The sequence below is a fragment of the Mesorhizobium sp. WSM4829 genome (assembly GCF_055811475.1).
In genome coordinates this window covers 361,807-379,591 of the sequence record NZ_JBVVQJ010000001.1, presented here as the reverse complement: position 1 = coordinate 379,591, position 17,785 = coordinate 361,807, and the positions used below count along the sequence as shown (strand labels likewise).

Below are 17,785 nucleotides of genomic sequence, written 5' to 3'. Positions count from 1 at the left end.
CTGCTTCGCCGGCGCGAAACAACAAATCACGTCGGCGAGGCTCGATTGACGACCGCTGGAAGCGGTGGCCGTTTCATGACCAACAGTATTTTTAGGAGAAAAAGCATGAGGAATGCAAAACCGGATACAATGCAGGCCGCCGCCATCGACCGGTTCGGTGGAGCCGAGTTGGTTACGGTGCGAGCCGTGCCAGTGCCCGAGGTCGGGCCGCGCGATGTCCTAATCCGCGTCGAAGTGGCGGGCGTGGCCTCGTGGGACGCGCTCGAGCGTGAGGGTCTCTACGACGGGGCTTTCGGAATGCGGTCGACATTCCCCTATGTGCTCGGCTGGGACTGCGCGGGCGCAGTCGTCGCCGTTGGCGGCCAGGTTAGCCGCTTTAGGGAAGGCGACCGGGTGTACGCTGCATCCATGCCACTTCCCAAGGGTGGAACCTATGCCACCTACGCAGTGACGGATGCGGACAACGTGTCGCTCATCCCCGCCAAGCTCACGATCGAGCAAGCCGGCGTCATGGGCTGGGATGCGTTGACCGCGCTCAGCGGCCTGGAAGAGGTCGGCCTAAAGCAGGGTGATACAATAATAATTTTTGGCGCCAGCGGCGGTATCGGTCACATGGCCATCCAACTCGCAAAACGATTGGGCGCCCGCGTATTGGCGGTGGCTTCGGGCGATGACGGCGTGGCACTATCGCAGCGGCTGGGCGCCGACGCCGTCGTCAACGGGCGCAAGGACGACGTGGTGGCGGCCGCTCGTGAGTTCGCCGCCGGCGGCCTCGACGCTGCCCTTGTCACCGTAGGCGGTGAGGCGGCCGACCGCGCGCTGACGTCAGTGCGCGACGGCGGTCGGGTCGCCTGCCCGCACGGCGCGATGCCCGACCCAAAAGTCCGGCCCGGCGTGGAGCTCATTCGCTACAATGGCGCCCGCAGCCAGGACGCGACCGACAAGCTTAACCGCCTGATCGACTCTGGCCCGTTCGACGTCCATGTCGCCCGTACATTCCCGTTCGACAGGGTTGTCGATGCGCACCGAGCGCTTGCCACCCACTACGTCGGCAAGCTCGCTTTGCGGGTGAGATGAGCAAAGGGTGGATCCATCAGACATCACCAGGCGTTGCGACGGCGGAACAGGATTATGACAGCCATGGAAATGTGCTGGCGCTTTCCCATCCGCAGATCGCCGCTGATCTGCCAGAAACAAAAAATGCGTTGCCGTTTGCGGTCACCGACTATCGGCTGCAAATGGCGCGTCGGAGAGGATGAAACTGGGCACCGCTATGTCATTGCTGCGCCCATTGATTTCTAAGATCACTTCTCGGAGCGGAGGATCGGCTTTGCGCCACTTGCCGACCTCAGCACCTCTAAGCGCGAACGTCTGGTGTGATGCGGGCGTTCGTAGGGCATCTCGCTGTTACATCGCGGTGACAAAGCACCCGCCACGGTGGCGTCAACCGGTTACACAGAGCAGGAAATATTTCCGGCCTTCTGGGAGTGGTCAGCGTCCCCGGAGACTGCGTGGGCGGGTCGTCGGTTGGCTGTTAGCGCGGCGACTGGAACGCTCCACGCCTCGCAAGCGGGATAGCGAAGTCTCGTGAAGGCAAGGTCAGCTGCATCCTCCGTTCTGTATCGGCGACGGGCGGCGACTGGGAGAGATGGATACCATGCACACAGGGCGTCCGGAAGTTAGCAGGACATGGACGCGGGGCGGCCCGCGTGCAGGCGCTTGGCTGAGCGGTGCAATAACCACGCAGCGCCGCCTCGCAGCGATCCTGGCTTGCGACGTGGTCGGCTATTCGCGCCTGACGGAGCGCGACGAGCGCGGCACGCTCGAGCGGCTGAAGATCTACCGCAAGGACCTCCTCGAACCGCTGGTCTCCGAGCACCAGGGTCGGATCGTCAAGCTCACCGGCGACGGCATGCTGTGCGAGTTCGCGAGCGTCGTTTACGCGGTGACCTCGGCGATGGCGATCCAGCAGGCCCTGGCAGAACACGAGGCGGAGACGCCCGAGGAAAAGCGGATTCGCTTCCGCATCGGCGTCAATCTCGGCGACGTGGTCTGCGAGGAGGACGGCGACCTCTACGGCGACGGGGTCAACATCGCCGCCCGCCTCGAAAGCATCGCCGATCCAGGCACCGTGGTCGTCTCGGGCACCGCCTACGACCACCTTCAGGGCAAGCTCGACTGCGGCTTCACGCCGCTCGGCGACCTGCGTCTCAAGAACATCGAGCGGCCTGTGCGCGCCTACCGCGTCGAGACCGACGCCAGCGCCTCGGTGGCTGCACTGCCTCCCCTGCCCGAGAAACCCTCGATCGCGGTTCTGCCTTTCACCAACATGAGCGGCGACCCCGACCAGGAATACTTCGCCGACGGGCTGGTGGAGGACATCATCACGGGATTGAGCCGGGTGAACTCCTTCTTCGTGATCGCCCGCAATTCGTCCTTCACCTACAAGGGCCGGGCGGTGGACCTGCGCCAGGTCGGACGCGAGCTGGGCGTCCGCTACGTGCTCGAAGGCAGCATCCGCAGAGCAGGATCGCGGGTGCGCATCAGTGGGCAGTTGGTGGACGCGATCAGCGGACACCATGTCTGGGCCGACCGCTTCGAGGGCGACGTGAGCGACATCTTCGACCTGCAGGACAAGGTGACCGAGAGCGTCGTCGGCGCCGTCGAGCCGAGCATCCGGCTGCAGGAGATCAAGCAGGCGCGCATGAAGCCTACCGACTACATCAGCGCCTACGACCTCTACCTTCGCGCGCTGCCGCGCTTCTACAGCATGACGCGCGAAGGCTTTGCCGACGTGCGCCGGCTCACCAACGAGGCGCTCAGCATCGACCCCAGCTTCAACTTGGCGAAGGCACTCGGCGCCTATATCCGCAGCCTATCCGTGAGCCAGTGCTGGCACGAGCCCGACGATACCCGGGTCGCCGCGCGCATGGCGCGCGAGGTACTGGCGGAAGCGCGCGACGACCCCACGAGCCTACGCTTCGCCGCGCAGGTGATCGCCTACAGCGCGAAGGACTACGAGATGGCGCTGGGCACGATCGAACGATCCCTGCTGCTCAACCCCAATTCGGCGCAAGGCCATACGGGGAGCGGCTGGGTGAACGCACATTCCAGCCGCCCGCTCGTGGCGATCGAGCACTTTCACAGGGCAATGCGGCTGAGCCCGGTCGACCCCGAGAAGGGCATCGCGCTCTCCGGCATCGGGATGAGCTACCTGATGCTCGAGCGCTACGAAGAAGCGCTGGCATGGGGAGAACGCGCGCTGCACGAGATGCCGAACTACGGCTCCTCGCACCGGGTGGTGATCATGGCGCTGGTCAAACTCAACCGGCTGGACGAGGCGCAGGCGGCGGCGCGGCGGCTGATGGAGGCGTTCCCGACCTACACGCTCACCCTGCAGAGACAGATCAACCCGTGGCGGGACAAGGTGTTCGCCGAGAGTTACGTCGAGGCGCTGGGCATCTCCGGCGTGCCGGAGTGATCGTCGCGGTTGCAAAGATGCCCTCTCCTGCGCGTCACGTCCGGCCAGGCGACGTCCCTTGATCCCGCGTCGCTTCTGGAAGGACAGTTCTCTGGCCGGCTTGTCCGAGGACTGAGCGTAGAGCAGCAGTGAACAGCAGCTCTCTGTTAGGTTCGCGCCGTACTCCGGTTTCCACCCTGACGAGACCCACCGACGGGTCCAGACAAAAGTCGCCGTTGGGTCAGAACTGGACGTCGCGACACGATTTTGGAATGTACTGCCGATTGGCGCGTCCGAAGAGATGCGAACTCCTGACCCTCGATTCGTAGCTACTAAGGTCAAAATAGTTATTCTAAATCAAGTACCTGTTAAAACATGGTTTTCCGGAAGCCCTGGAAAACCAAGATCTCGGATCGCCTATAGAGTAGAGGCTGCGTCTCGCGCACGGTTCGGTTCGTTCGATCGATCCAGCAGTTGCCGATTGAGCAGCATGGAATCGCCGAATTCATGCGCGCGGTATCGGTAAGCGGCGAAGGCTGCCGAGGCCTTGGCGAGCAGGGCATCGTCGGCAAAGGCGCGCAAGAGCTCGAAATGGCTTTCGCCCGGCTGGTGGACGCCTGTGAGAATCGCATCGACCACGCGAAGCGGCGTCTTCCGCGCGACGCGGCCGGTCGCAATGCCATTGCCTGCACGCACGCTGCCATCGGGATTGGCCGCCGCCTCAAGCGCACGCACTACGCTCGTGCCGACCGCGACGATGCGGCTGCCGCGCAGCTTTGCCCGCGCGACCTTTGCCGCGCTGTGCTCGGGGATGCGGTATGGCTCGTCGAAGGGAAGGCGCGAGTCGAGCGCGTGATCCCCGGTGGAGGAAATGCCCGCGGCATGCGTGAGTGTTGCGAAGCCGACATCATGCCGCCGCCAGCTTTGAAGCCTGCGCCAGTCGAGCGCAAAGCCTGCCGATGGCGCCTCGAACGCGATCGGCCGGGCGGCAATCTTCGTCCAAACATCCCAAAGTGCCAACGGCTCGGGAACATGCGCGTATTGGATCGGCCGGCCGTGCTGCGCCAGTCCTGCAAGCACAGCTGCGCGGTTGCCCAAGAAGCGCAGCTCGAGAAGGCGGGGATGGTCGAGAAGGCGCTCCACAACGGCTTCAAGCGGGCCGAGCCGGAGGCGATTGCCTGGTGACAGTGGAGGCGCAGGCAGCCGATCTTCGGTGCGCGTGCGGTGATCGCCCGCGCCGAAGGCAATCGCCACGAAACGCGTTGGATCGGCAAGTGACAGCCAGCCCGCCAGGCGGATCTCGATCGCTTCACTGCTGGGGGCATGCGTGCCGTGCAAGCTGGCAGGCAAGGTCGCGGCGTCATTGGCGACGACCAGGTCGCCGGGCTCGAACAGCTTCGCGAGGTCAGCGCGCGGCAGGTCGGTCATCGCGCCGTCCGCCTTGACGACCAACAGCCTGGCGGAGCGCCGATCCGGATGGTCGGCGGCAAACATCCACGTGCCCCGGCGCGAAGTGCTGCGCCAGCCGGCAAGGCGTCAAGCATCGTTTCGATGATCTCGGCAGCTGCCAGATCGGGGTGCTTCAAGGTGGCCGGATCGGCGTCAGGAAGCGCCAGCGCGTGCAGCGGGGTGTCCATATCGCCGGGGTCGAGCGCGAGGAACCTTATGCCCTCGTCTTTCGCCTCCTCGTCCCAGATCGCCGTCAGATGGGCAAGAGCGGCCTTGCTCGCACCATATGCGCCCCAGCCAGGATAGGCGTTCACCGCCGCGTCGCTGGAGATGTTGATCACCAGCGCGCCACGGCCCTCGCGCGCCGACGTGGCAAGCGCACCGAACAGCGCTTTGGTCAGCCGAAACGCGCCGACGAGATTGACCGCAAGCGCTTTTTCCAGATCCTCGCACTCGGTGTCGGCGAGCAGCGCAAGAGGCACCGGCCCGAGGCTCGATGCATTGTTGATCAGGACGTCGAGCCCGCCGAGGCTGGCGGTGACCTGCAACGCGATCGGGTAGATGTCGTGCTTCTTGCCGAGGTCGCCGACAACGCCGTGCGCGCCCGTCTCGTCAGCAATGCGCTCGACGTTTGCGGCAGTGCGTGCGACGAAGGCGACGCACGCACCGTGCGCGGCGAGCTGCCGCACAAGCGCCAGCCCGAGGCCGGACGTGCCACCCGTGACCGCGACGCGAAGTCCGTGGAAATCCATGTTCGCCAGCATTGCCGATGCTCCTTCGATCCGTGCAAGCCAATGCTACAAGCTCAAGTTAACTTGAGGTCAAGCACTCATTGCGTGGATCGATCTTTCCTTCTCCCCTTGTGGGGCCCGAAGGGCGGGCGAGGCCAGTGACTCGCCCCGGGCGGTGGATTGGCGCGTAGCGCCAAGACGGATGAGGGGTGCTGGACGGAGTGCGGCGGTGCCAAGCTGGAACACCCCTCATCCGACCGAGCTTCGCTCGGCCACCTTCTCCCACAAGGGGAGAAGGGAGAGAGGTGCTGACGCCGGGTGCCGCTGACGTTCAGCTGCGGTATTGTTCGTCGCTGACTTTCTCCAGCCATTCGACCGGCTTGCCATCAAGCGATTCCTGGATAGCGAGATGCGTCATCGCCGTGGTCGCAGACGCGCCGTGCCAATGCTTCACGCCAGGCGGAATCCGGACGACGTCACCTGGCCGGATTTCTTCGACTGGCGCGCCTTCGCGCTGGACCCGGCCGAAACCGGCCGTGATGATCAGCGTCTGGCCGAGTGGGTGCGTGTGCCAGGCGGTGCGGGCGCCAGGCTCGAACGTGACGCTGGCGCCACCGACGCGCGCCGGCTCGGGCGCCTGGAAGAGCGCATCGATGCGCACGGTCCCGGTAAAGTAGTCGGCCGGCCCGGGGCCGGACGGCTGTGATCCAACTCGGGTGATCTTCATTGTCTCATTCCTTCCTTGGACAGAAGCTGCGCCAACCTGGCCTGCTGAAGCCACGGCAGCGAAAGCACTCGTCGCGGCAAGGACGTCTCTGCGGGTGATGATCATGTCTCAAGCCCCTTCGTTTTCGACGAGGTGGATCAGAGCAGCTTGTCCGGCGTGATGGGCAGTTCGCGGATGCGCTTTCCGGTAGCGTGGAAAATGGCATTGGCGATCGCTGGCGCGACGCCGACCAGCGCGATCTCGCCGAGGCCTTTCACGCCGAGCGGGTTCACGTGCGGGTCGTGCTCGTCGACGAAGATCACGTCCATGACCGGCGGCGCGTCAGCGTGCACCGGCACGGCGTATTCGGCGAGATTGGCATTGGTGACGCGCCCGTTGCGGGGGTCGACAACCGAGTGCTCCATGAGGGCCATGCCGATGCCGCCGATCATGCCGCCGATGCACTGGCTGCGCGCGATCTTCGGGTTGACGACGCGGCCGGCGCCATAGGCGCCGACCATGCGCCGCACGCGCGTCTCGCCGAGATCGGGATCGACGGCCACCTCCACGAACACGGCGCCAAAGGCGTGCATGGAAAACCGCTTCGTCTCATCTCCGGGAGCGACGTCGGCGGTTGCCTCGATGACTTGGCCGAGACGCTCCATGGCCTCTTCAAGATCGTTGGCGCCAGCGCGTGCCAGCGCGTCGTCGCGCGCCTTGCGGCAAGCCGCCTGCACCGCACTGCCGACGCTCGCCATGGTCATGGAACCGCCGTGGATAGGGGCGCGCGGCAGGCGGGTGTCGCCAAGCGTGAACTTGACCCGCTCGATCGGCAGGCCCAGCATGTCCGCCGCGACCTGCGTCATCGATGTCCATGTGCCGGGTCCCATGTCGCTCGCTGCGCTCATCACTTCGGCAGTGCCGTCCGGCAAGAGCCGGGCCATGGCCGAGGCGGGTGCATAGTTCATCGGATAGGTGGCGCTGGCCATGCCCCAGCCAATCAGCGAGCGCCCGTCGCGCATGGAGCGCGGCGCGGCGTTCCTTTGTGCCCACCCGAAACGCTCGGCGGCGGCCCGGTAGCATTCCCTGGTCGAACGGCTCGAGAACGGGAGATCCCTAAATTCGTCCCGGTCCGGCTCGTTGCGCAACCGCAGTTCGACGGGATCCATGTTCAGCGCGACCGCCAACTCGTCCATGGCCGATTCGAGGGCATACATGCCGCTCGCCTCACCGGGCGCGCGCATGTAGGTCGGCGTGTGGACGTTCATCGGCGCGATGCGATGGCGCGTGTGGACGTTCGGGCAGGAGTGCAGGAACCGGGTCGCGCTGAGCAGCGCCTCGGTGAACTCCTCGTAGGTCGAGGTCTCCTGGTGGCCCTCGTGCCGGATGGCCTGGAGCTGGCCGTCACGGGAGGCGCCAAGCGCGGCCCGCTGCACCGTGTGAGGACGGTAGCCGACGCCGTAATACATTTCGCGCCGCGACAGCACCAGCTTGACTGGCCGTCCGGCGACACGGGCGCCCAGCGCGGCGAGCGTGACATGCGGCCAGCAGCGCAGCGCCGAACCAAACGCGCCGCCGACGAAGGGCGAGATGACACGCACGTTTTCGGCAGCGATGCCGAACACGGCGGCGATCTCCTCGGCGACGTTGTGCACCCATTGTGTCTTGTCCCACAGGGTCAGGCTGTCGCCCTGCCATGAGGCAGTGGTGGCGAACATCTCTATCGGATTGTGGTTCTCGCGCGGGATCACATAGGTCTGGTCGACCCGGAATTCCGCTTGTTCGAAGGCGCTGTCGGGTTCGCCTCGCCGTATCTCCCACTCCGCCGGTTTCCCGGTAGGCAGAACTGGATCGACGCTTTCCATGTCGGTGGCCGCCGCTTCGTGCCGGTAGGTAACCCGCACGACCTCCGCCGCGTAAACCGCCTGTTCAAGGGTCTCGGCGACCACCAGCGCGATCGGCTGGCCCTGGTGAGTCACCCGGTCGTCCTGCAGCACATGCAGGCGCTCGCCAACGGCTGCGTCGGGGAGGCCCTTATGCGGCTGGTAGGCGAGCCTGGGCGCGTTGCTGTGCGTCACAACCGCGATTACGCCGGGCGCCCGTTCGGCCTCCGCCGTGTCGATGGATGCAATGCGGCCGTTCGCGACAATGCTGCTGACGACGGCGGCATGGGCGAGGTTCGGCACCTCGAACTCGGCAGCATAGGTCGCGGCGCCGGTAACTTTCAGGCGGCCATCGACGCGGCTGACGGATTTCCCGATCAAGGCAGCAGTCATGCGCGTGCTCCCGCGATTTCGACCGCACGCACGATGGCGCGCTGCATGAGTTCGATCTTGAAACTGTTGTCGCCGCGACCCCGTGTGCCGTCTGCTGCGAGCGCCGCCGCCTGGCGGAGCACCGCTGGCTCGAAGTCGGCGCCGGCGAGAGCGGTCTCGACGTTCGACAGGCGCCAGGGTTTCGTTCCAACGCCGCCGAGCGCCACGCGGGCCTGCCGGATGCGAGCGCCGTCCGTCTCGATTGCGACCGCGGCCGAGACCACGGCGAACTCGAAGGAGGCGCGATCGCGTACCTTGAGATAGTGAGACCGCAGTCCTGCAGCATTGGCCGGGACCGTGATCGCGGCGATCACTTCGCCCGGTTCCAAAACGGTTTCGAGGTGCGGCGTATCGCGGGGAAGGCGATGGAGATCGGAGAGCGGCACGGAACGGTCACCGCCAGTTCCTCGGAGCTCGACCGACGCATCGAGCGCCACCAGGGCAACCGCGAGGTCCGACGGGTGAACGGCGATACAGTTGTCGCTCGTGCCGAGCACTGCGTGCCAGCGGTTCTCGCCGTCCAGGGCGGCGCAGCCGGAGCCAGGCACGCGCTTGTTGCATGCCTCGTAGCCGACATCGCGAAAGTAGGGACAGCGCGTGCGCTGAAGCAGATTGCCGCCCATGGTCGCCTGGTTGCGGACCTGCGGGCTCGCCGAATTCAGCAGCGCCTGGGATATCAGAGGGAACTGCTCGACCACAGCTTGATGGGCGGCCACCTCCGCCATCGTGGCGGCGGCGCCAAGCCTCAGGCCTTGCGGACCGATCTCGATGCCGTCGTCGAGAACTCCCGCGAGGCTCACAAGCCGATCCGGTCGGCGGACATTCTCCTGCAGAAGCTGCACCATGTCGGTGCCGCCGGCGATGTATTCGACCGGCGCATCATTGCGGCCGGCCTGGGCGCCGAGGGCGAGGACAGCGGAAAGGTCGCGCGGACGTTCGAGCACAAAGGGATGCATGGCTCAGCCCTCCTGCGTCGAGTTGGACACGGCAGCCGCGTCCTGGATCGCCGCGACGATATGGTCGTAGGCGCCGCAACGGCACAGATTGCCGCTCATCCATTCGCGGATCTCCTGTGGCGACCCGGCATGGCCTTCGCTGATGCAGGCGACGCCGGCTATGATCTGCCCCGACGTGCAATAGCCGCACTGGAAGGCATCGCGCTCGATGAAGGACGCCTGCAACGGGTGGAGCTCATCGCCCTGCGCCAATCCTTCGATGGTTTTGATGTCGCGGCCCTGAGCGAGCGCCGCGAGCGAGAGGCACGCCTTCACGCGCATGCCATCCATCAACACCGTGCAGGCGCCGCATTGGCCGAGGCCGCAGCCCTTCTTCGAGCCCGTCAGATGCAGGTGCTCGCGCAGCGCATCCAGCAGCGTCGTGCGCGGGTCGAGCGAAAGCCGGTGCTCCGTCCCGTTGATGCGCAGCGACACATCGAGCGGCGCCGTCGCGGCGCCGGCAGCCTGTGCCAGTGCCGGAGATATAGCTCCGGGCACGAATTGTTCTCCTAAAAGAGCACCGCCAGTCACAGCAGCCGCTTGCATGAGCTCCCGGCGCGTTATGTCCGAACTGGCTGTCGAAGTTCTTTGGCTATCAGACATGTCGATTGTCGCTTTCGTGATGATCCGCCAATTCGCGGCCCAAGATATGGATGGCCCCCGGCCCGAAGACACGCTGGGTGCGTGTGCGACGCTAAAAGCTTAGGACGCTTGAGGCGCCTTGATTAGCGCCCGCTCTCCGATAGGACCTATCGGTCGGGGCCATGAATGGCAGCGACGCGAATGAACTGCCGCCGGTTCTTCCTTGATCGTCATTGCTCAGCCGGGTTCGCGCCACCGTTTCGGGAAATTTACGGTGCTCTCGGCAATCACGATCGATTGAGTGTGTGCAGTTCGCTCGATTAGTCCGTATAATCCGCACAAACTTATGCGGTGGAGCCATAAATGCAGCGCGGACGAACCGATATGCTTCTGGCCTTTCTGGCGGTTGCGCGGGAGGGCAGCTTCACGCGCGCCGCTGCGCAGCTCGGAATTTCGCAGTCCACGCTCAGCCACACGGTCCGCGATCTGGAAGAGCGCCTGGGCATTCGGCTGCTGACGAGAACGACCCGCAGCGTTTCGCCTACAGAGGCCGGCGAGCGGCTGCTGCGCAATATCGGCCCGCGCTTTGAGGAGATCGAGGCCGAGGTCGAGGCGTTGAGCGAATTGCGGGAGAAGCCCGCCGGCACCATTCGGCTCACGGCAAGCGATCACGCGTTCAACGCCGTCATCTGGCCGAAGCTGGCGAAGCTCCTGCCGGACTATCCCGACGTCACCGTCGAGGTCTTCCTCGACAACGCACTGACGGATATTGCTGCCGAACGGTTCGACGCGGGCGTGCGAATGGGAGAGCGTATTGCAAAAGACATGATCGCGGTGCGCGTCGGACCGGACATCCGCTTCGCCGTTGTCGGGACGCAGTCGTATTTCGCCAGGCGGCCGCCGCCAACGACGCCGCAGGAGCTGACCGACCACGTTTGCATCAACCAGCGCTTTTCCATCAATGGCGGGCTTTGGGCCTGGGATTTCGAGCGCGATGGTCGCGAGCTGAAGGTGCGGGTGGACGGCCAGATTGTCCTCAATGGCACCCTCGAGATTCTCGAGGCGGCGCTGGCTGGTTTCGGCCTCGCCTATGTGCCGGAGGACGTCGCAGAGCGTCATCTGGAAAGCGGCCGCCTGATGCGGGTGCTGGATGAGTGGTCCCCGCCCTGGCCGGGATATCACCTCTACTATCCCAGCCGCCGTCAAGCGTCGCCGGCTTTCGCCCTGCTCGTCGATGCGCTCCGCTTCTCGGGTTGAGGCCATAAAAGCGCCCTGTAGCGATCCTTCGCGCCCCCTCTGTCCTGCCCTCTTTGCCCAAGACTCGGCATCTCCCCCACAAGTAGGGAGATTGGCAGCTTCGCGGACAGCGTCCTTTTTGCAAGGTTGGTGGTTGGCGAAATCATTGATGAAGGCCAATCTCCCCCCAAGTGGGGGAGATGTCCGGCAGGACAGAGGGGGGCGCTGTCCCTCGGCGATCAAAGGTTCTGCACCGCAGCAACGCTCCGAGGTAACGATCGGCCGAGCGGAACCCGGTCCATGCCCGGTCGAACCAGGCCGACGTCCCCGCCTATTGCCACAACGGAGAGGCAGGCGTGGCCAACGATGATTTCGGGCCAGCCGGGGCAAGCGGGTGCGGCATTTGCGTGCATCGGAAACTGTTCGCGATATTGCAGGGGCTTCTCTGCAGGACGAGGATGGCGAGGGCCGGCAAGGGAATCGATCCCGACGCTCACCGAAAGCTCGCCATCCCGGCCGCATCAGCCTTCGCTCGGCACGGGCGTGTTGAGCAGCTGCTGCTCCCACAGGTGCGCCATGCCGCTGCCGGCCATGTGATCCTTGAGGAACTCGATCAATGCAGGCAGGGTCTCGGCCCTCGTGTAGTCGCGCTGCCATTCGCACGCGAGCGCCATCCACGTCATCATGTTGCAGCCGGCCGCGATCATGCGCTGGATCGCCACCTCATGGGCTTCAACCGACACGCCGCCGCAGGCGTCCGTGATGACCGTGACGTCCCATCCTTCGCCGGCAGCCTGGATCGCCGGCATCGCGACGCAGATCTCCGTGAACAGACCGGCGATGATCAACTGCTTGCGGCCGGTCTTCTTGACCGCGTCGACGACCTTCTGGTCTTCCCAGGTGTTGATAAGCATCCGGTCGATCACCTCCTGGCCAGGGAAGACGTCGGTGATCTGCGGAAAGATGAGCCCGCCTCGGTCAGCGAGCACGCTCGTGAGGATGGTCGGTACGCTAAATGCCTTGGCGGCCTTCGCCAGACCCGTAGCATTGTTGACCGCCATATGCGGGTCGTGGCTGTTCAGGTTCGTGAGCTGGTAAGGCTGGTGGTCGATCAGAACGAGTACCGAGTCTTCGGGACGAAGAAGCGAATCAAGGCCGTTACGGGGGGTCATCAAGAGTTCCTTTCTCTGCCGTTGTGGACGGCAATGGGTTCACGCGGAGACATGCGCCGGTGGGCGACGTTGCCTTGCCGCAATTTGCTGTTCCTTTGGGTGATGCGGTAGTGCCATAGTCAGGCAAGCTGTGTCGCGAAACGAGGAACGTCGAATGGACATCGAAGATCTACAGACATTCGTCGCAGTGGCCGATGCAAGGGGCGTATCGGCCGCAGCGCGCCGGCTCGGCGTCTCCAAATCGATCGTCAGTCGGCGACTTTTCCGGATAGAAGCAGAGCTTGGCGTCCAGTTGCTTGCCCGAACGACCCGCGGCGCCGCGCTCACCGAAGCGGGAACCACTTTCAGGGATCATGCGGCCCGGGCCAGCGCCGAGATCGACACGGCCAGGGAAACGATTCTCCCGACCGGCGAGCTTCGCGGCCGCCTCAGGGTTGCCATGCCGCTTACTTTCGGCGCGACCCACTTCGCCCCCGTGCTTGCGGAAATGGCACGCCAGCACCCGCAGCTTCACATCCATACTTCCTACAGCGATCGCTTTGTCGATCTCATCGCAGAGGGTTTCGATTGCGCGATCCGGGGCGCCTACCTTCAGGACTCCAACCTGGTCGCGAAGCGCGTCGGGCCGATCCATGGAAAGCTTGTCGCGAGCCCCGATTACATCAAGGCGCACGGGTCACCCGAGTTTCCGGACGAACTCGTCACCCATCAGGCCCTCATGCAGGGAACGGAAGCCTGGCAGTTCATGGATGGCGACAAGATTGTTACGGTCCAGCCGCAGGGCAGGTTCAAGGCTGATAGCGCCACGGCGCTCGCCGCCGCCGCAGTGGCAGGTCTCGGCATCGCCTGGCTCCCCGATTGCATCACGCATGAATATGTGGCCTCCGGCGCGCTGGTCCCGATCATGACACGCTATCCGGTACCTCCGGGGGCCGCATATGTCGTCCGCCCGCCGGGTCAGCATCCCACGCGGAAAGTGCGGGTGCTCACCGAGTTGCTGATCGAGTATTTCAAACAGAACCCGGATCTTTGGGGAGTTGATCGTTAGAACGCGAACGGTTCAAAGCATTGTCAAGGAACCGTGTTCGACGGTCGCTCTACTGCGAGCCGCTGAGCTCGGCGACATCGCCCGCACGTTCCACTTGCTGCGACACAGCTAGACGTATCACAGGACTAGTTGGGCAGACGGTCGCTCGCCAGTTTAGGCATTTGTCGGGCCGAAAGCGCTCTTCCCGCTCGCGGTTCGGATTAGTCGAAATCGGGCATTCGTATCGGCAAGGGCGAGGCTGTCTGGACGGCCTAAGTGAGGATGACGCGCATGAGTTGGAACCCAGCAATCGAATCGGGCGGCGGCGCAACGCTCAGCGGACCGCGCTATATCTGGTGGAACTTCGTCGCCGCCTCGAAGGACCGCATCGAAGAAGCGAAGGCCGAATGGCCCGCCGAGGACTGGGGCAAGGGACGTTTCGATCTCCCGATCGATGACCGAGATGAGCACATTCCGTACCGGACTGACCGGCGCTAAGACTGACCGGCGCTAGAACGAGGTCGCCTGGGTGCACGGACCCGGGCGGTTCAGACGAGATGACGCGTCGCGTGCCGGGTATGTTTCTGAATGGAGAAAGCACAATGAGCAACAAGTGGCCCCACCTGGACTACCTCGGCTGGCGCGAGACGTGTTCGGCCCTGCATCTCTATTTGCAGATCGCCGGGAAATATCGCCTTGCTCATACCCCGTGGCTCAACCATTCCTGGAATGCGACCTTCTATGTCACGCCGCTCGGCCTGACCTCCTCGCCTATCCCCGACGGCCCGGGCATCGAGATCCTCTTCGACCTTCGGAACCATATGGTTGTTGGCACATGCGGCAATGGCCGCAAGGCATCGTTTGCGCTCGGGCCATCCACAGTCGCGGCGTTCCACGCCAATTTCGTGCAGTTGATTTCCGAACTTGGTGGCACGCCGACCTTTAACGGCAATCCGAACGAGGTGCCCAATCCCGTGCCGTTCACCGAAGATCATCGCGACCGGCCCTATGATCGGGTAGCCGTTCAGCGCTTCCATCACGCATCGGTGGCGGTCGACAGGGTATTCAATCGGTTCCGGACCTCCTTTCTTGGCAAGTCCAGTCCCGTTCACCTGTTCTGGGGCAGTTTTGACCTGGCCGTCACCCGCTTTTCAGGGCGGCGCGCGCCTCTCCATCCCGGCGGCATTCCTTCATTGCCCAACGATGTGGCCCAGGAAGCCTACGACCGCGAGGTCTCCTCAGCAGGTTTCTGGCCCGGCGGTGGCGGCATCGATTACCCCGCGTTCTATGCCTACGCCTATCCGGCGCCGAGTGGCTTCCGGGGCGCTTCGGTCCGGCCCGAGGGCGCGTTCTGGCATGAGGGCCTATCGGAATTCATCCTGCCGTACGATACCGTTCAGTCGGCTGCAAATCCCGACGCGGCGCTTATGGAGTTTCTCGTCTCGACCTACGACGCTGCGGCCGATCTCGGAAGATGGGACCGCGACCTGCTCGACTGCATGCCGGGGCGGCGGGGTCAGGCGCGGCCGCATGACGCCGAGCAGCCGGGCCCTGCCTCTCCCTTGACCGTCGAAAAGGTCGAGCGGGAGGATACCGCATCGAAGGGACGCTACCGGATGCTCGTCGACGGCGTCGAAGCTGAGATGACCTATAGCCGGGCCGGCGAAGGGTTGATCATCATCGACCATACCGAAGTTCCAGCGGCGTTGCGCGGCCGCAAGGTCGGCGAGCGACTGGTACGCCAGGCGGTCGAGGATGCCCGGCGCGAAGGAGTCGCCATCATTCCGCTTTGTCCGTTCGCAAAAGCGCAGATCGACCGTCATCCCGAATGGCAGGACGTGCTGCGTCGGTCATAGGCTGCGCGTAACTCCCTCCACCCGCCAAACGGACCGGCTCCGACCGACTCCTAACCCGTAAGCGGCGGACGTAGTTCGGGCGGCGATTGGCGGCAATTTTCGGTGTTGGCGTCGTGGAATGGCAAAATTGGCGCGCCGGAGAGGATGAAACTGGGCACCGCTATATGATTGAAGTCGCTCTGTAAGAACTGTCAGGCGGACTCAGGAGCCTTGGCCTTCGCGAGGTCCTGCAGGAACTCTTCCATCAGCGGCCTGTCACCGAAACGGCGGTAAGCGCGCTCTGCTTCCAGCGAGAATGCCGGATGCGCCTCGACCAGCCTTGCCATCGTCTGCTGGGCTGCCTCGACCTCGCCGCCCGCGCTCTGCAAAGCGGCCTGAATCAGAAGGCAGTTTGCATCGCGCGGCGCCCGGATCAGGCATTCTTCTATGACGGCGGAAGCCTCATCGCGGCGGTCAGCCGCGTAGAGCGCCTGCCCGTGCACATAGGCGTAGTACTCGGGCGCCATCGGATGAAGGCGGCGGGCCCGCTCTGCGTTGGCGACGGCATCATCATATTCCCCGAAGCGAACCTGCGCCTTTGCAAGCGCCATCATGCTGTCGGGATCGTTGGGGTTGAGCTCCACAGCGCGCCGTGCGGCCTGCAAGCCGCCTGAATAGTCGCCCTGCAGGGCAAGCCCGAAGCTGATGACCTGATAGCCAAGGCCAAGATTGGGGTCGAGACGGACCGCCTGCCGCGCCTCGCTAAGCCCAAGATGGAGTTCCGGCGCGTTTTCCCGGCCGTCACCGCTCTGCGCCACGCTGGCGATAAAGGTCAGCGCGAGGCCTGCGCGGGCGGCCGCATAGGACGGGTCCATTTCAAGGGCGCGCTGGTAGAGGCCCCGCGCCTCCAGAATGTCCTGCGAGTCATCGCCGCCGTGCCGGTAGCGGTTGCGGGCCTGTAGCACGAGGTCATAGGCCTGCAGATTGTCGGTCGGGCGTTCCGCTGCCGCCGCCGCCTCGCTCCTGCCGATATAGGGCGCGATCTGCGCAACGATTTCAGTGGTCAGCTCGCTCTGGACGGTGAACACGTCGGCGACCTGACGGTCAAAACTGCGCGACCACAGATGCGTGCCTGTCTTTACATCGATCAGCTGCGCCGACACGCGAAGCTGGTCGCCTTCACGGCGGGCGCTGCCTTCAACCACATAATCGACGCCGAGCTTTGCCCCGAGCTTGCGCACGTCTCTATCCTGCCCGTGCACGGCGTAGGTGGAATCGCGCGCGATTACCTGCAGCTCTGAATTGCGGGCAAGGGCTGTCGTCACATCCTCGGCCAGTCCGTCCGCGAAGTACGATTGCTCGCCGCTGCCGCTCATCGCGGCAAAAGGCATGACCGCCACTGACGGCCGGGGATCGGCGCTGCTCTGGTCCATCGACAAGACCCCCGGGATGCGGCTGACCATGGCTGCCAGGGGGAGCGGCTGGATTTGGGTGCCGATGAGGATGAGGGCTATGGCGGCTATGCCATAAGACCAGCGGGCGGCGGTGCTGCGCAGCACCTGCGGCACGTGCCGCCATGGCGACCACGCAGAGCCCGCGCGCCTTACGCGGTAGACGTTGAGAAGTTCGGGAATGTTCTTGGCCCGCCTGCGGCCGATGCGGACGAACCTGTCCGCGCTGTTGCGGTCGGCCGCCATCACCACGGCGCCGCTGACGAATATCTGCCCCGGATCGCACATCGCCTCAAGACGGGCGGCCACATTGACGCCGTCGCCGTATACGTCGCCGTCATCTTCGATGACATCGCCAAGATTGATGCCGATGCGCAGCTCGAACGGGCCCTTGTCGAAGCCCTCCTGTATGGCCAGCGCCGCATCGACCGCTTCGTTGACGCTTGGAAACATGGCGAGAAAGCCGTCTCCCGCCGTCTTGACGATGCGCCCGCCATGGCGGGCAGTGGTCGGGTCGATGAGCTCGTCAAAAACAGCGCGCAGCTTCGTGTAGGTGGAAGCCTCGTTTTCAGCCATCAGCAGGCTGTAGCCGACGATATCGGCGGCCATGATTGCCGCGAGCTTGCGTTCCATCAGCATTATTCCTGAGCGGCGGCCCTGCAGGGACTATTACTAGTGACACGTAAGACGACGCACGCTTCAAGATTAGACCCATAATCCCGAATAGGCTTATCATACAGCTCACAAATGCGTGACCATTGTGGCCTATACCGTTCTGACCTTCGTCGGCCATCATCCGCTTCGCGCGGAGCCGTCCCAGCATCCG

Annotated in this window: 14 protein-coding genes and 1 pseudogene; 7 read left to right on the top strand and 8 right to left on the bottom strand. The window is 64.4% G+C overall.

All coding sequences use genetic code 11. The annotated features are described in order from the left end of the window. Positions 1-105 precede the first annotated feature (105 nt). From AC0L17_RS01685 to AC0L17_RS01675, 3 genes are all read left to right on the top strand, one after another. The gene (locus AC0L17_RS01685; protein WP_473514511.1) at positions 106-1,077 is read left to right on the top strand and encodes a quinone oxidoreductase family protein; all 972 of its coding nucleotides are present in this window, start codon (positions 106-108) and stop codon (positions 1,075-1,077) included. Further along, positions 1,074-1,259, top strand: coding sequence for a hypothetical protein (locus AC0L17_RS01680; protein ID WP_473514510.1), 186 nt, complete (start codon positions 1,074-1,076; stop codon positions 1,257-1,259). The genes AC0L17_RS01685 and AC0L17_RS01680 overlap by 4 nt, the downstream gene beginning before the upstream one ends. A 389-nt stretch (positions 1,260-1,648) precedes the next feature. Beyond that, the gene (locus tag AC0L17_RS01675) at positions 1,649-3,481 is read left to right on the top strand and encodes an adenylate/guanylate cyclase domain-containing protein (RefSeq protein WP_473514509.1); all 1,833 of its coding nucleotides are present in this window, start codon (positions 1,649-1,651) and stop codon (positions 3,479-3,481) included. 396 nt (positions 3,482-3,877) lie between these two features. Here AC0L17_RS01675 and AC0L17_RS01670 read toward each other — a convergent pair whose 3' ends face one another. The 6 genes from AC0L17_RS01670 to AC0L17_RS01645 all read right to left on the bottom strand — a co-directional run bounded on the left by AC0L17_RS01670 (position 3,878) and on the right by AC0L17_RS01645 (position 10,259). Next, positions 3,878-4,888 (bottom strand): S-adenosylmethionine:tRNA ribosyltransferase-isomerase, encoded by a 1,011-nt coding sequence (locus AC0L17_RS01670; protein WP_473514508.1) that lies wholly within the window; start codon positions 4,886-4,888, stop codon positions 3,878-3,880. Further along, positions 4,885-5,673 carry an SDR family NAD(P)-dependent oxidoreductase gene (locus AC0L17_RS01665; protein ID WP_473514507.1) on the bottom strand — a complete coding sequence of 263 codons (789 nt, stop codon included), beginning with the start codon at positions 5,671-5,673 and terminating at the stop codon, positions 4,885-4,887. Before AC0L17_RS01665 ends, AC0L17_RS01670 begins: the two co-directional genes overlap by 4 nt. 298 nt (positions 5,674-5,971) lie before the next feature. Beyond that, positions 5,972-6,367 carry a (R)-mandelonitrile lyase gene (locus AC0L17_RS01660; RefSeq protein WP_473514506.1) on the bottom strand — a complete coding sequence of 132 codons (396 nt, stop codon included), beginning with the start codon at positions 6,365-6,367 and terminating at the stop codon, positions 5,972-5,974. 137 nt (positions 6,368-6,504) lie between these two features. Next, complete coding sequence (locus AC0L17_RS01655; protein WP_473514505.1) at positions 6,505-8,622, bottom strand: xanthine dehydrogenase family protein molybdopterin-binding subunit; 2,118 nt, start codon at positions 8,620-8,622, stop codon at positions 6,505-6,507. Next, a complete protein-coding gene (locus tag AC0L17_RS01650; protein WP_473514504.1) occupies positions 8,619-9,617 on the bottom strand; it encodes an FAD binding domain-containing protein in 999 nt (332 codons plus the stop codon). Before AC0L17_RS01650 ends, AC0L17_RS01655 begins: the two co-directional genes overlap by 4 nt. Before the next feature lie 3 nt (positions 9,618-9,620). Further along, a complete protein-coding gene (locus tag AC0L17_RS01645; RefSeq protein ID WP_473514503.1) occupies positions 9,621-10,259 on the bottom strand; it encodes a (2Fe-2S)-binding protein in 639 nt (212 codons plus the stop codon). 342 nt (positions 10,260-10,601) lie between these two features. Here AC0L17_RS01645 and AC0L17_RS01640 point away from each other — a divergent pair, with 342 nt between their 5' ends. After that, entirely contained in the window at positions 10,602-11,495 is an 894-nt protein-coding gene (locus AC0L17_RS01640) for a LysR family transcriptional regulator (protein ID WP_473514502.1), read from the top strand. Positions 11,496-11,995: 500 nt separating this feature from the next. Here AC0L17_RS01640 and AC0L17_RS01635 read toward each other — a convergent pair whose 3' ends face one another. Then, positions 11,996-12,646: a hydrolase gene (locus tag AC0L17_RS01635; protein ID WP_473514501.1), complete on the bottom strand. Its 651-nt coding sequence runs from the start codon at positions 12,644-12,646 to the stop codon at positions 11,996-11,998. Positions 12,647-12,800: 154 nt separating this feature from the next. Between AC0L17_RS01635 and AC0L17_RS01630 the strand changes: the two genes are divergently transcribed. From AC0L17_RS01630 to AC0L17_RS01620, 3 genes and pseudogenes are all read left to right on the top strand, one after another. Continuing rightward, positions 12,801-13,694, top strand: coding sequence for a LysR family transcriptional regulator (locus AC0L17_RS01630; RefSeq protein WP_473514500.1), 894 nt, complete (start codon positions 12,801-12,803; stop codon positions 13,692-13,694). 300 nt (positions 13,695-13,994) lie between these two features. After that, positions 13,995-14,171: pseudogene (locus tag AC0L17_RS01625) on the top strand (pirin-like C-terminal cupin domain-containing protein); the annotation flags it as partial. A gap of 104 nt (positions 14,172-14,275) precedes the next feature. After that, positions 14,276-15,529, top strand: a complete 1,254-nt coding sequence (locus AC0L17_RS01620; protein ID WP_473514499.1) for a DUF5996 family protein — start codon at positions 14,276-14,278, stop codon at positions 15,527-15,529. 191 nt (positions 15,530-15,720) lie between these two features. Here the strand turns inward: AC0L17_RS01620 and AC0L17_RS01615 are convergent, their stop codons facing one another. Beyond that, on the bottom strand, positions 15,721-17,592 hold the full coding sequence (locus AC0L17_RS01615) for an adenylate/guanylate cyclase domain-containing protein (RefSeq protein ID WP_473514498.1): 1,872 nt from the start codon (positions 17,590-17,592) through the stop codon (positions 15,721-15,723). Positions 17,593-17,785: the final 193 nt, after the last annotated feature.